The organism is Bradyrhizobium tropiciagri (genome assembly GCF_001189845.1).
Lineage (GTDB): Bacteria > Pseudomonadota > Alphaproteobacteria > Rhizobiales > Xanthobacteraceae > Bradyrhizobium > Bradyrhizobium tropiciagri.
This window is the reverse complement of record NZ_LFLZ01000001.1, coordinates 207,294-221,379: the sequence shown is the minus strand read 5'-3', so window position 1 is coordinate 221,379 and position 14,086 is coordinate 207,294. Positions and strand designations below refer to the sequence as shown.

Below are 14,086 nucleotides of genomic sequence, written 5' to 3'. Positions count from 1 at the left end.
TTCGACGCGCCCCGCCGGACCGCATGGTGAAAGTGCTATTGGCTGCGTGTCAGCGCTCTCCCTCGGACAAATCCACGGAAGAGCCGCTGCCGCCATGGTCGCCTGAGCGGACGGCGTGGCTGGCTACTGAGGCACCATGCCGAATGGTCTGGGCGCGTTTCATGCGGCGCGCCCAATCGGGCTGCCCTTCAGCCGAGGTGCTCGCGGTCTCCCCTCCCGCTTGCCCACCCCCGCCGAACGCAGCCGCTGCACGACGCAACGGGCTCATCGCGGCCAGGCTACCCGCCTCCGCGACGCCAGTGAGGCCGCCGTTTCGATAGGCGGCGGATGCTCCGCTCAAAACCGCGCCGCCACCGCGCGCGGCGCCAGCCATCGCTCCGCCAGCAAGACCTGCTCCGCCGGCGGCCAGGCCTGCGCCGGCAGCGACAACACCACCAGCGGCAAGGCCTGTTCCAATCGCGGCGCCGGCGCCAAGTTGCGGTCCGCCAGAGACCAGGCCGTTTGCGATTCCGGGACCAAAGATGCCGAGGCCCAGCAAGGAGAGCGCAGCAAGGACCAAGGTCATCGCGTCTTCAATGGTCGGCTGCGCGCCGCCGAATCCTGCAGTGAACTGCGAGAACAGGGTCGATCCAATGCCGACAATGACGGCCAGGACCAGAACCTTGATCCCTGAAGATATGACGTTACCTAGGACCCGCTCTGCTGCGAAGGCGGTCTTGCCGAACAAGCCAAAGGGAATGAGCACGAAGCCGGCGAGCGTCGTGAGCTTGAACTCGATCAGGGTGACGAAGAGCTGGATTGCCAGAATGAAGAAGGCCAGCAGGACCACGACCCAGGCGAACAGGAGAACGACGATCTGGACGAAGTTCTCGAAGAAACTGATGTAACCCATCAGGTTGGAGATCGAGTCGAGCAGCGGCCGGCCGGCGTCGAGGCCGACCTGAGCGATCTTTCCCGGTCGCAGGAAATCTGCCGCGGAGAGGCTTGCGCCGGATGCTTTCAGCCCAAGGCCGGCAAAGCTCTCGAAGACGATCCGCGCAAGGCTACTCCAATTGCCGATGAGATAGGCAAAGACGCCCACGAAGAGCGTCTTCTTGACAAGGCGCGCGATAATGTCCTCGTCCGTCCCCCAACTCCAGAACAACGCGGCGAGCGTGATGTCGATCGCCGCAAGCGTCGTTGCAAGGTATCCGACATCGCTGCCCACCAGCCCGAAGCCGTTGTCGATATAGCGCGTGAACGTTTCCAGGAACTGGTCGATGATCCCCGTACCAGTCATGGCTTGCTCTCCTCAGGTATCGCCAGGGGCGGATATCCCTGCGAGATGCGGCTCTGATCCTTTGGAGCGGGCGCCACGCCGGCGGCGGAATCATCGTCGCCGCGAACTGCGGCACCATCTTTCTTGCCAAAAAAGCGACGGCGGTTTTCGGCCCAAACTTGCTTGCAATGCTGATAACCTGCCGCTTCCTCCGCCGTGACGCTGCGGCAGCGTGCGAGGTCAGAGCTACCTGTCGTCTGCTCCGCCTTCGGTGGCCGCGGAGTATCGTCTCCACCACGAAGCTGAATGGTGCAGGCTGCAACGACCAATACGCCAATTGTCGTAAGCAGCGACGCCTTGAATGCCCTGACATCAGTCATTAGTGGAACATCCGCACGTCCTGGGATTGATAGCCCTGCCCCGGTGTCAAAAACCGTCGGAGCTGTTCTCGGCCCTGATCCTGGGCCGCAGCGCGCTGCGCCGCTTCAAGGCTCTGTGCCCTGCCCTGTGCGGTCACGACCGCGGTGAGGTCGGCAAGCTGCTGCGCGCTCAACGCGAGAATCTGGTTGCCGGCCTGCGTTGCCTGCAAGGCACCGCTGGCGCCCTGGCTTGACGTTACGAGTGCTGACGTCTGGATGCGATTGGTATCGAGGTTGCCAACGATGCCGGCCTGAACCCGGAGTGCGTCTTGCGTCGCGGCATAGGAGTTCTGCCACCGCGATTGAGCGTTAGAGATCAGCAACTGGTTCGACTGGCTGCTGATAGCTGGCGCATAGCTCGTCGAGAAGGCGCGATCAATTTGCTGGACGTCGTAGGCGATGCGCTGGGCCTGGGCCAGCAATTGCTGGGTCCGCTGGATCGAGGATTGCAGCTGCTGTAGCGATGAATACGGCAGATTTGCCAGATTCCTTGCCTGATTGATCAGCATCTGCGCCTCGTTCTGCAACGAGGTGATCTGGTTGTTGATCTGCTGGAGCTCCCGCGCGGCGGTCAGGACGTTCTGGACGTAGTTGTTGGGATCAAAGACGATCAGCGCCCGTGCGGGCACCACGACACCAAGCACCAGCGCGATGGTGCCGGCGGCCACCAATAGGCCAGGACGCCTCATAGCGATTTCTCCAGATTGTTGAGATTGGGGATCAGGTCGGTGGCCCAGGCGACACCACGGTGCTGGAGCCAGGCCGGCACGAAGCCGTCAGGTCCATGTTCTGCGAGCAGCTGCGCGATGGTAGCCTGGTCTGTCTTGGACGAGGCTGCGGTGAATGCGAGTGCAACCTCACCAAGGCCAAGCTCGAACATTCGATTGCCGCGGCGGGACTGGCAGTAGTAGTCGCGCTTTGGTGTTGCCCGGCTCAGAAGCTCGATCTGACGGTCATTGAGCCCGAAGCGACGGTAGATCGCCGTGATCTGCGGTTCGACCGCCCGTTCGTTCGGCAGCAAGAGGCGTGTTGGGCAGCTTTCGATGATCGCCGGTGCGATCGCGGAGCCGTCGATGTCCGAAAGTGACTGGGTCGCGAAAATCACGGACGCGTTCTTCTTGCGAAGCGTCTTCAGCCATTCGCGAAGCTGGCCGGCAAAATCCTCGTCTTCCAGGGCAAGCCAGCCTTCATCGACGATGAGGAGGGTCGGCCGGCCGTCGAGGCGGTCCCCGATACGATGAAAGAGGTACGCCAGCACGGCAGGCGCTGCGCTCGTCCCGATCAACCCTTCGGTCTCAAACGCCTGGACCGACGCTTCGCCAAGTCGTTCGAATTCGGCATCAAGCAGACGCCCGGACGGACCGCCCAGACAATAGGGTTGCAAGGCACGTTTCAGGGGGTTCGATTGCAGTAGAACTGACAGGCCGGTCAGGGTGCGTTCCTGCATTGGCGCCGAGGCGAGAGACGTCAGCGCCGACCACAGATGATCCTTGACCTCCGGTGTGATCTCGACCTTTTCCCGCGCCAGGATCGCGCCGATCCATTCCGTGGCCCATCCGCGCTCCGCCGAATCCTCGATCCAGGCCAGCGGCTGCAATGCAACGGCTCGGTCGCGTTCGTCGGACAATGCGCCGCCGAGATCGTGCCAGTCGCCGCCCATGGCGAGCGCAGCCGCACGGATCGAACCGCCAAAATCGAAGGCGAAGACTTGAGAGTTGGGATAACGGCGGAACTGAAGCGCCATCAGTGCGAGCAGGACCGATTTGCCGGCGCCCGTCGGTCCCACCACCAGGGTATGACCGACATCCCCGACGTGGAGCGAGAACCGGAACGGGGTCGACCCCTCGGTCTTGCCAAACAGAAGCGGCGGCCCCTTGAAGTGCAGATCCCTCGCCTCGCCCGCCCATACGGCCGACATCGGAAGCATGTGGGCGAGGTTGAGGGTCGAAACCGGTGGCTGCCGCACGTTGGCGTAAACGTGCCCGGGCAGACTGCCTAGCCAGGCTTCGACGGCGTTCACCGTCTCGATCATGCAGGTGAAATCGCGGCCCTGGATAACCTTCTCGACCAGGCGGAGCTTTTCGTCGGCAGCGTTGGGATCGACGTCCCACACGGTGACGGTCGCAGTGACAAAGGCCTGTCCGGCCTGGTCCGCCCCCAGTTCCTGCAGCGCAGCGTCGGCGTCCATCGCCTTGTTGTGGGCGTCGGTATCGAGCAACGTCGACACCTCGTTGGTCATGACCTCCTTGAGAATTGCGCCGATGGATTTTCTCTTGGCGAACCACTGCCGGCGAATCCTGGTCAGCAGCTTGGTGGCATCTGTTTTGTCGAGCATGATCGCGCGGGTCGACCAGCGATATGAGAATGCCAGGCGATTCAGATCGTCCAGAATTCCCGGCGTCGTCGCGCCCGGAAAGCCGACAATCGTCAAAACCCGGACGTTTGCTGAACCCAGCATCGGCTCGAGCCCGCCGGTCAGCGGCTGGTCAGCCAACAGCGCGTCAATGTAGATTGGAATTTCTGGCACCCGAACGCGATGACGCTTGGTCGAGATCGTCGAATGCAGATAGGTCAGCGTGTCCTGATCATCGAGCCAGGCGCATTCAGGCATGAACCCTTCTACGAGTTGCAGCACGCGGTTGGTTTGATCGACAAACCCGCGGAGCACCTCGCGCGCGTCCGCTCCAGCGGTGCGATCGCGGCCCTCATAGAGCAATCGCTCTGCCCTCGCGGCCCCTTCCTCCGGCGGCAGGTAGAGGAAGGTCAGGAAATAGCTGGACTCATAGTGGGCGCCGGCCTCCTCGAACTGAGCTCTGCGCTCGGCGTCGACCAGTGCGGATGCGACATCCGGAAAGATGTCCGTCGGGTAGGCGCCCGCAAAATGGCGCTGCGCCTCAACGAATACGGCCCAGCCTGATCCAAGTCGGCGCAAGGCGTTGTTCAGTCGGCCGGCAACGGCGACCAGTTCAGCCGGCACTGCGCTGTCGAGGTCAGGTCCCCGGAACTTTGCCGTCCGCTGGAATGAACCGTCCTTGTTCAGGATGATGCCCTTGTCGACCAGGGCCGCCCAGGGCAGGAAGTCGGCGAGGCGCGCGTTGGAATGGCGGTATTCGGCAAGGTTCATCATGACAGAGAGCTCAGGCGTTAAGATGGCCGGGAATGCGCAGGTGTCGGCGCACGACATCGACGAAGGCGGGATCGCGCCTGGCGGCCCAGACGGCGGCCATGTGGCCGATGAACCAGAGGACGAGACCCGCGATCCACATCCGCAGTCCAAGCCCAAGGGCCGCCGCAAGCGTGCCGTTCACGATCGCGACCGACCGCGGCGCGCCGCCCATCAGAATTGGCTCAGTGAGTGCGCGGTGAACGGGCACGACAAAACCTGCGACTGGTTCATCCATCAGATCACCACGCCGCCGCCAAAGGAGAAGAACGACAGGAAGAAACTCGAGGCGGCAAACGCAATCGACAGACCAAACACGATCTGGATCAACCTGCGGAAACCACCGGACGAGTCCCCGAACGCGAGCGTCAGTCCGGTGACGACGATGATGATGACAGCGATGATTTTAGCGACCGGCCCCTCGACCGATTGCAGGATCTGATTGAGCGGCTGTTCCCACGGCATGTTCGAGCCAGCCGCCCATGCTGACGACGTCATCAAGAGAAACAAACCGGAGGCAGCGAGTGATGCGGCTTGCCGAAGAAAACGAGAGTCCAAACGCATGTCAGTCTCCTGCTGATGAAAGGCTGTAGTCGCCGGCGGCCCCAATGCCTGAGACGGTGGCGAGCTCGACGAGGCGGCGATCGGCCCCCCGACCCGCAAGAACCGCGACGAGGTTGATAGTCTCGGCAATGAGTGCGCGCGGAACAGTGATGACAGCTTCCTGGATGAGTTGCTCGAGCCGCCGCAGCGCGCCGAGCGCGGTGCCAGCATGAATGGTCCCGATGCCGCCGGGGTGACCGGTGCCCCAGGCCTTGAGCAGGTCGAGTGCTTCGGCACCGCGAACCTCGCCGACGGGAATGCGATCAGGGCGCAGTCGCAGGGAGGAGCGGACAAGATCCGACAGTGTGGCCACACCGTCTTTTGTTCGCAGCGCTACAAGATTGGGCGCCTTACACTGAAGTTCGCGGGTATCCTCGATCAGCACGACGCGATCGGAGGTCTTTGCGACCTCGGCCAAGAGCGCATTCGTCAACGTTGTCTTGCCAGTCGAAGTCCCGCCGGCGACGAGGATGTTCTTGCGAGCGGCGACGGCGCTCTTCAGGATCCTGGCCTGCTCCGCGGTCATGATCCCCTTGGCGGCGTAGTCGTCGAGCGTAAACACGGCGACCGCGGGCTTGCGGATCGCGAAAGCAGGGGCTGCAACGACCGGCGGCAAGAGACCTTCGAAGCGCTCGCCGGTCCCGGGCAGTTCGGCCGAAACCCGCGGCGCGCCGGCATGCACCTCGGCGCCTACATGATGCGCGACCAGGCGAACGATACGCTCGCCGTCCGCCGCTGACAGAGTTTCACCTGTATCAGTCAGGCCACTCGACAACCGGTCGATCCACAACCGCCCATCCGGGTTGAGCATTACCTCGATGATTGATTCATCTTCGAGATAGCCGGCAATCGCCGTACCAAGCGCGCTACGCAACATACGCGCGCCACGCGAATTCGCTTCCGATTGAAAGGAATGGATTGCCACCGTCGCCCCCACCGAATGAAGGCGTCCACAGAGGCCCTCAGATGGGATTGATTAGAAAAGGCACCAATGGACCTGGCGCAACAAGCGGTTTCGGTGATCGTAGACCGGCGTAGAAAGAGAAAGGATCGGCGAGATAGTTTGTCTGCAGAACCCGATCAGGTCTCACCCGGCTCTACGCGGCCGATATCTTCCGGAATTTCTCGCAGAAAGCTTTGCCCCTTTTGCAAACGGCGCCCGAGCGCCTCGACAAATCCGTCAAAGCGCTCCCTGCCCTTTGCCTGCGCGGCCGCCTGCGCATCGTTCGGCAATGGTGGGGTGATCGTCAGCCAGAAGCGGATGAAGAGGGCCAAAGTCTCGGCCGTCAAACCAACGTCACGCTCCAGCCTCTGCACCTGACGCGACAGCCGATCGAGGCGACGGGTGAACGCTGCCTCCCGCCTGTCCGCTCCGTCTGGTGACAGAAATGAAGCGACTGCCGCTTCAATGATTGCAGACCGGGAAAGCTTTCTTCGATCGGCGAGCTCCGAGATCTGTTTCAAAAGCTCCGGGGGAAAGTATACGTTCATCCGGTCGCGCATATCGCCTCAGAGCTCCATACCGTCATTCGGGTCCATGGCGACCTGACGCGCGACGCCGCGCATCCGCTGACGCATAAGTCGAGACTGGCGGACCGCATCCTCGTCGTCGTCAAGAACGGCGGCAAATTCCTCGGCTGGCGTCGGCTCGGTGGTCTCCTTGACGATCGCGACGTGGTCGGGGAGTTCGGGCTCGCGGCGGAGGCCGCTGTTCGCCGCGTCTTCCCCTGTATGCTCCTTTTTGTCGGTCGGACCAGTCGCCGGATTCGGCGTTTCAAGCGTTGACCATCCGTCCGCTCGCGATGATCGACCAGACGACGCCGGGTCGGGCGGCGGCAAGATCCGCTCGGTAAACCGCTGATCCTCATAGTAGCGCACCTTCTTCGCCCGAATCGGCGGCGCGCCCGCCACCATGACGATCTCGTCCGTCGGCGGAAGCTGCATCACTTCACCGGGGGTGAGCAGTGGTCTCGCAGTTTCCTGTCGTGAGACCATGAGATGCCCCAGCCATGGGTTCAGCCTGTGCCCGGCATAGTTCTTCATCGCCAGATCTCCGTTGCCGTGCCCAGCGCGTCGGATACCCGCTTGGCGGTCCGCTCGTCGTTGGTCGCGAAGCTGACGCGGACGTGGCAGTTGTCGAGAATGGCATTGTTGGGCCCATAAGCCTTCTCGATCTGATTGAGCGATTGCGCGATCAGGAAACTCTTGATGCCGTACCCCGCCATGAAGGCGAGCGCGGATTCGAAGAAATCAAGCCGCCCCAGCGCTGGGAACTCGTCGAGCATCATCAGGACACGATGCCGGCGGTCGCGGGCGTGCAGGTCTTCCGTCAGGCGCCGGCCGATTTGATTCAGCGCCAGGCGGATCAATGGTTTGGTCCGTGAGATATCGGAGGGCGGCACCACGAGATAAAGCGTCGTAGGGCTGGCATCGGCGATCAGGTCGGAAATCCGCCAGTCGCACCGGGAGGTCACCCGGGCCACGACGGGATCACGGTAGAGCCCCAGGAACGACATCGCGGTGGAAAGGACGCCGGAGCGTTCATTCTCCGATTTGTTGAGGAGCTCGCGCGCGGTCGAGGCGACCACGGGATGAGCGCCCTGCTCGCCAAGGTGTGGCATGGTCATCATCGCCTTCAACGTGACTTCGATTGGCCGCTTTGGGTCGGAGAGAAAGGCGGCAACCCCGGCCAGGGTCTTGTCCGCCTCAGCGTAAAGGACGTGGAGAATGGCGCCGACCAGGAGCGAATGACTGGTCTTCTCCCAATGGTTCCGCTTGTCGAGGGAGCCTTCGGGGTCGACCAGGACGTCGGCGACGTTCTGGACGTCGCGAACCTCCCATTCCCCGCGCCGGACCTCGAGAAGGGGATTGTAGGCTGAGGACTTTGGGTTCGTCGGGTCGAACAAGAGGACCCGGCCATGACGCGAGCGGAAGCCGGCTGTCAGTTGCCAGTTCTCTCCCTTGATATCGTGCACGATGGCCGAGCCCGGCCAAAGCAGCAACGAGGGAACGACGAGGCCGACACCTTTGCCCGACCGGGTGGGTGCAAAACACAATACGTGCTCCGGTCCGTCATGCCGGAGGTAGCCGCGGTCGAGCTTGCCCAGCACGACGCCATCCGGACCGAGAAGTCCGGCCGCTCGAACCTCTTCCGTATCAGCCCAGCGCGCCGAACCATAGGTCTCGACGTTCCTGGCCTCGCGCGCCCGCCAAACCGACATGCCGATCGCCACCGCGATCGAAGCGAAGGTCCCCGAGGCCGCGATGAAGGCACCTTCGACGAACACCTGAGGCGCATAGGCGTCATAGACGAACCACCACCAGAAAAAGATTGGCGGGTAGTAGACCTTGAAGCCCAACAGTTCGAACCAGGGCCGCCCAAGCTCCGGCTGCCAGGCGAGCCGCCAAGCCACCCACTCGGTTGCTCCCCAGGTGGCCAGCATGACGATCAGACCGACAACGATTACCTGTCCCCAGAGGATTTTGCTTCCAGACATCCCGAACGCCCTTCCGCAACGGAGTTGGAGAGATTGCTAGAGGCCGAGGTCGCGCTTCCGACCAAAACTCCATTCGATACCGCCGCCGTCCTTCACGACGCCAGTGACGTGTTGGCCGAGTCGTCTTTCGAGTTCGCGGGACCAGGGCACGAGCTGAAAGCCAAGACTGTCGTCGATCATCGCGAAGCGTCCCGAGGCGAGCGTCATCCGCTGGCGATACGTGCCGGCCACATGCTCCCCGGAGGCGGCGTTCACATGAGGCAGGCCGGTGTCGGCCGAGATTTTTGCTGCCACCTCGTTCAGTTCGCGCCGCCGCAACGTGTCCAGGAGGTCGCGCTGCAGGATAACGCGTTGGCCCTGCCGCCGCGCCAGACCTTCCTGCACAAGATGCTCGGCGCGGGCTTCCATGGCATCGCGGACCTCGCGACCGAAGCCGCCCATCGCGAGCGGCATCGGATATCGCTCGACCAGCCGGTGGTCGAGCCAGGTGGCCCCTGTTGCAGTCAGCTGCCCGCCGAGATCGAGATCGGAACGAATTGCGAGCGCCAAAGTGGGGCGCGGATCTCCGGCTTGACCGAAGCGCCGGACTTCGACGATACCGCCGGCCGGAGGCGCATGTTCGAAGGCTTCGATTCCGCGGAAGCGGACGTGGTGCGCGTGTCCGTCTGTTCCGTCGATCAGGGCGTAGGCCTCACCTGTTAGTTCATCGTGCAATCCCCGATCGACCAAACGTCCGATGATCTGGGACGTCGGCTGTCCACCTTCGATGACGTAGTCGGAAACGCCGCGGGCTTCCCCACGCTCGGTAAAGGCGCGGTGCATGGTCTTGATGATGTCGCCGCGCATACCGAGGTCGCGCAAGCCACGCTCGGCCTCGAGTCCTATCATCCATTCCCCTGGCGCGGCGGATGCGGCAAGACCCATCCTCTCGAGGTGCTGAAGGCGGCCAATCATCAGGCGCCTGATTTCAGGATCGAACGGTCCGGGGTTCTCGGGGCGCAGGTCGATGGCGCCGGTGTCGTCGGCCGCCAGCCGGATCTCCCGATCGAGCCGCGTCCATCGCTCTGCGGTGACTTCCCTCTCCAGCGAATTGCGGATTTCATGCTCCGGTTTTGGGCCCAGTTCGATCGCGACCAGTTCCTCGGCGCGTGAGCGCAGCCCCCGGCTGATGTAGTCCCGGGAGATCACGAGATCTGCCCCCTCCTCATGGGCTCCCCGAACGAGAAGATGGACGTGCGGGTTATCCGTGTTCCAGTGATCGATGGCCACCCAGTCGAGCTGCGTGCCAAGATCAGCCTCCATCTGTTTGGCGAGGTCGCGGGTGAAAGCCCTAAGGTCGGTCAAGTCGCTGGCGTCCTCGGGCGAGACGATGAACCGGAAATGATGGCGGTCGCCCTCGCAGCGTTCAGCGAATGCCGTACCGTCGGCACGGTCGCTGCCGGCATCGAACATCTCGGCCCTCTCGCTGCTCCGGGTGACGCCATCGCGCGTCAGGTATGAAAGATGGACGCTCAGTGCTGCTGAGCGGAAGGCTCGTCCCTTGTGGCGAACCACGCGCGCCTTCACCAACACGCGCCGTGTCGGGCTGAACAACCGGCTGCGACTAAAGGCGAGCCGGCCGCGGCCAAACGACGAGCGTCCATAGGCCACAGAACGCCTGCCAGCCATAGCCTGACCCGAGGTGTGTCCGGCTTTCTTCGCGGCACGCAGCACCTGGTTGATGAAGCTCTTCGGCTGGGGCGCGCGGGTATTGCGGATGCGCCCGGGCCGAACGCGCAGATCGCTGTCGCCTGCGGTCATGGCCAGGCCCCCCAGCAAGCAAGAGCGCACACCGTGCCGAAAACGCCTTTGATTGCATTCACCAAAATCCAAAGCGCGGCACGCGCCCCGACCGACCGGCACGCCGGAGCCCAAGCCATGTCAATGGCTTGCGGTTCGACCGGCGAGCCCCTTTTATCTCGCCGTCCTGCTGTCGTGCCTGCCCACTGCCCTCGCCCCTCCGCCAGTTCTATTCTCACCCACGCCACAATGCGCCAGACTACTCTCATCATCACTACGACGCTCCAGCCCGCGATCGCACAACAAACAGACCATCGCCCTGGGACATGATTGCAGTGGTCCGACGCACAGGAGTCACGGTCGATCTGCTGTTCGAAGGACGCATGGTCGGCACAAGCCGTGCGACGAGATTACGTTCGGTCCGCACGGCAAATAGCGGAGCTTTCGTCCAAGGCCGCGTACGAACGTCCGTTGCCGGCGTCGTGTTGCAAGGCTCTCGGCCCGCAATCAAAGGAGCAAGCCTTGTCACATAGATTTGCGTTTCCGCAGGTAATTGCCGGCCGGCGAGATGCTCGTCATAGCGGGCGGGACCGGCATTGTAGGCAGCCAGAAAACCCGGTGAACCGTATCGATCGTACAATTCCCTCAAATAGGCTGCGCCAGCGAGAATGCTGGCGCAGGGATCGAATGGATCTGAACCGAGATGGTAGCGAAGGCGAAGCTCGGACCAGGTCCCGGGCATGATCTGCATCAAACCCATCGCTCCCTTCGGCGATCTGGCGCGCACGTCACCATCACTTTCAATTCGCAAAATTGCGTTGATCCAGTGCTCCGGAACGCCAAATCGGAGGGACGCTTCCGAAATGAACGCCGCAAAGGGACCGTCTGCAAGGGGGCGACCTTGATGCGACGATGAGACGCCCTCCGTGCAAGCGTTTTGCGCATGCGCCGTCGCAAACGGCAGTATAGCGAGAGCAATGCAGGCTAACGTCCCGAATATATGAAGGCATGCCGCCGTTCTCGCGGCCGTCCAGGGTGAAGCTGCTTTGCGCCGGCCTTGCGGCCGCCCTGGACAGCCGCTGCGCGCGACGGCATTGCTGACCCAGGTCGGGACGGAGGAATGGTGCAGCCACCGATCGAACAGAGGAATGGCTGGTCGACAGCGGGAATCAGGCACGATCACTCCTCCCGGGTCCACACTGGAATCGCACGGCCGAACACGGCCGACGACGGCACCACTCCGAAATAACGGCCATCAAGGGAATCCGCGGATTGCCAGTTCATGAGAAAGAGTTCGCCCTCCCCGACGACGTCGCAGCCCTCCCACGCAGGTAAGCGCCGGCCGCGGCTGTCAAGCTCCCGCGCTTCACCCATTTCAATAGCGTCGACCGTTATCGTGAACCCGTGCCGGCAGACGGTTTGCCCGGGAAGCGCCAAGACACGCTTCAGCATCGGCACCCCGATCGGCAAATAGCCGTTGAGATCGAGAAAGGTTGCGAGCGGTTCAGGCGGTCGGACGGCGACAAGCTCGGTAACGTATCGCTTGTCCGTCGACTGCACGCGATAGAGGCCCGGCGGGACGCTTTGCGAGGCGTTCCAAACATAAGCTGGGAGCGGCTCCGTGATAATCGAGGCGATGAGCGTGGCGACGCCGCCAGCCATGCCGGCGAGTGTTGAACATCGGGCAGTCATGGCGCCACCCGCTGCCGATGAAGCCACGCCTGGTGGCGCGACCTTGTATAGGCGCGTGGAGTTTCGTTGACAGAGAGACGGTTGTGGACGTGATGCCAGTAGTCGGGCGCGGCGTCCGCGGGATTGATTCCAAGCGCCTCTACGCCGTCGATCAGTTGCAGCACCCGCTCGACCTTCGGCCAGCCCGAAAGCCGCAGCAGGATTTCGCCGCCGGGTTTCACATACGGAACTGTTGAGCAACGCTGCCCTGGCTTGACCGCGCGCAGAATGTCGATCCGCGACACGACCGTCCCAAAGTCGTTGGAGGTCCAGCGGACAAAGGCAAAGATGCTGCCGGGGACGAACGACAGGACGCGTCGATGGCCATCCAGGTTCTTCTCGTCGACAGCGCGGCCAAAGCGGATCCGGTTCTCGATGCGCTTCTCGAGCCACAGGACCTCGACCTGCGTGAGATCGCTCATGCATCTCTCCTGCGTTCCAGATGCTCGACGAATTGGATGATCGGGCCCAACTGCTGTGCTGCGTTCACACGCCTCAGCCGCGGCGTGGTGGAGACGCTCGTGCTTTCTTTCGCACCTGGACCAAGCCGACAATTCCCAACGGGACGGATCGCGCGGTCCGTTAGAAGAAATCCGAAGGATTTCAGGTTAGGAAAGTTACGGAGGCTGGAATTCCCGAGAGAACAGATACTTAAGCCGGTTTCTGGTCCCCGATAGCACGAGGATCCGGTCCCCGATGGCACGAGGGTTGTGGTCCCCGATAGCACGAGCTGATTCACAGGTTATCTCCACTCGGCGGCAAGAGACCGCGCTTGCGCAAGCGGTGCGTCAGCGGATCAACGAGAACGGGTGAGAAGTTCAGACGCTCGACGCCCCGCCTGTCATGGGTGATCACGAGCCGATAGCCGGGCAGCGTCTGCCGCCGGACGATTTCGCGCAGGTCGTAGGCAAAATGCTTGAGCGGCGACAGGCTGCCGGACTTGGTGTGCAGGTAGAGAAAATCGAAACTCCAGCCACCGTCCTGATGACCGCCGTGCTTGCGGGCGAGCCGATAGAGCCAGCGCTCAAGTCCACCCGTCAGATCGAAATACTCGCGGTCAATTGTGAGCACGAGCGCATCGTCCAGGACACCGGCATAGAACCAATCCGGCAGGATCAGTTCGATGCCAAGCGGTCGGCCGCTGGCATCCGTCGTCTCCTTCCACTCGTTGATCCAGGAAAAGCGATGACGTCGTCGTTCTGCCGGCTGGCGGATCGACGTCTGCACGGTGGTTGACTGCAGCCTGTCGAGACCCGCCTTCAGGCGATCATAGTCGCGTGCGCTGGTGCTGCGGCCAACGAACGTCAGAATCTCGTATGGCGTTGCCGCCATCAGCCGCGATGTCTTCAGGCCAGCGTCACGGGCTTCAACGATCTGCGACGCTGCCCAAATGAGAACGTCGGCATCCCAAATCGTTGCCATGCCGTGCTCCGGCACTGCTTCGACACGAATCGCGATTGCACCCGCACGGAAATCGATCGGCACGACCCGCTTCGATTTGGCGAGGGAAAAGAACGGATAGGCCATCAAATCCTGCGCGTCGCGCGGCGCGAGATCGCCGGGCAACGCCCGAAAGAGTTCGAGCTGATCGCGCTCCGAATGCTGTTTGCGTCGCATTTCACTGCACTCGGGCTGA

At 62.6% G+C, this 14,086-nt stretch carries 13 protein-coding genes and 1 pseudogene; all 14 read right to left on the bottom strand.

The window, feature by feature from the left end:
- Window positions 1–49 precede the first annotated feature (49 nt).
- Window positions 50–1,279, bottom strand: coding sequence for a P-type conjugative transfer protein TrbL (gene trbL, locus AKN84_RS01055; protein ID WP_050418926.1), 1,230 nt, complete (start codon window positions 1,277–1,279; stop codon window positions 50–52).
- Complete coding sequence (gene trbK-alt, locus AKN84_RS01050; protein WP_050418925.1) at window positions 1,276–1,638, bottom strand: putative entry exclusion protein TrbK-alt; 363 nt, start codon at window positions 1,636–1,638, stop codon at window positions 1,276–1,278. Before trbK-alt ends, trbL begins: the two co-directional genes overlap by 4 nt.
- Complete coding sequence (gene trbJ / locus AKN84_RS01045) at window positions 1,638–2,366, bottom strand: P-type conjugative transfer protein TrbJ (protein WP_050418924.1); 729 nt, start codon at window positions 2,364–2,366, stop codon at window positions 1,638–1,640. The genes trbK-alt and trbJ overlap by 1 nt, the downstream gene beginning before the upstream one ends.
- On the bottom strand, window positions 2,363–4,804 hold the full coding sequence (trbE, locus tag AKN84_RS01040) for a conjugal transfer protein TrbE (protein WP_050418923.1): 2,442 nt from the start codon (window positions 4,802–4,804) through the stop codon (window positions 2,363–2,365). The genes trbJ and trbE overlap by 4 nt, the downstream gene beginning before the upstream one ends.
- Window positions 4,805–4,814: 10 nt before the next feature.
- Entirely contained in the window at window positions 4,815–5,078 is a 264-nt protein-coding gene (locus AKN84_RS01035) for a VirB3 family type IV secretion system protein (protein WP_050418922.1), read from the bottom strand.
- Window positions 5,078–5,404, bottom strand: a complete 327-nt coding sequence (locus AKN84_RS01030) for a TrbC/VirB2 family type IV secretion system protein (RefSeq protein ID WP_050418921.1) — start codon at window positions 5,402–5,404, stop codon at window positions 5,078–5,080. Before AKN84_RS01030 ends, AKN84_RS01035 begins: the two co-directional genes overlap by 1 nt.
- 1 nt (window position 5,405) lies before the next feature.
- Window positions 5,406–6,320, bottom strand: coding sequence for a P-type conjugative transfer ATPase TrbB (gene trbB, locus AKN84_RS01025; protein ID WP_050418920.1), 915 nt, complete (start codon window positions 6,318–6,320; stop codon window positions 5,406–5,408).
- 203 nt (window positions 6,321–6,523) lie between these two features.
- Window positions 6,524–6,946 (bottom strand): ribbon-helix-helix domain-containing protein, encoded by a 423-nt coding sequence (locus AKN84_RS01020; protein WP_050418919.1) that lies wholly within the window; start codon window positions 6,944–6,946, stop codon window positions 6,524–6,526.
- A 6-nt stretch (window positions 6,947–6,952) separates the two neighbouring features.
- Window positions 6,953–8,940, bottom strand: a pseudogene (locus tag AKN84_RS01015) (conjugal transfer protein TraG).
- Window positions 8,941–8,976: 36 nt separating this feature from the next.
- A complete protein-coding gene (locus AKN84_RS01010) occupies window positions 8,977–10,740 on the bottom strand; it encodes a relaxase/mobilization nuclease domain-containing protein (RefSeq protein WP_050418918.1) in 1,764 nt (587 codons plus the stop codon).
- Between the two features lie 253 nt (window positions 10,741–10,993).
- A complete protein-coding gene (locus tag AKN84_RS44385) occupies window positions 10,994–11,896 on the bottom strand; it encodes a lytic transglycosylase domain-containing protein (protein ID WP_347337289.1) in 903 nt (300 codons plus the stop codon).
- Window positions 11,897–11,898: 2 nt separating this feature from the next.
- On the bottom strand, window positions 11,899–12,411 hold the full coding sequence (locus AKN84_RS01005) for a S26 family signal peptidase (protein WP_128970299.1): 513 nt from the start codon (window positions 12,409–12,411) through the stop codon (window positions 11,899–11,901).
- On the bottom strand, window positions 12,408–12,872 hold the full coding sequence (locus AKN84_RS01000; RefSeq protein ID WP_050418916.1) for a DUF2840 domain-containing protein: 465 nt from the start codon (window positions 12,870–12,872) through the stop codon (window positions 12,408–12,410). Before AKN84_RS01000 ends, AKN84_RS01005 begins: the two co-directional genes overlap by 4 nt.
- Before the next feature lie 313 nt (window positions 12,873–13,185).
- Window positions 13,186–14,067, bottom strand: a complete 882-nt coding sequence (locus AKN84_RS00995) for a replication initiator protein A (protein ID WP_050418915.1) — start codon at window positions 14,065–14,067, stop codon at window positions 13,186–13,188.
- Window positions 14,068–14,086 lie beyond the last annotated feature (19 nt).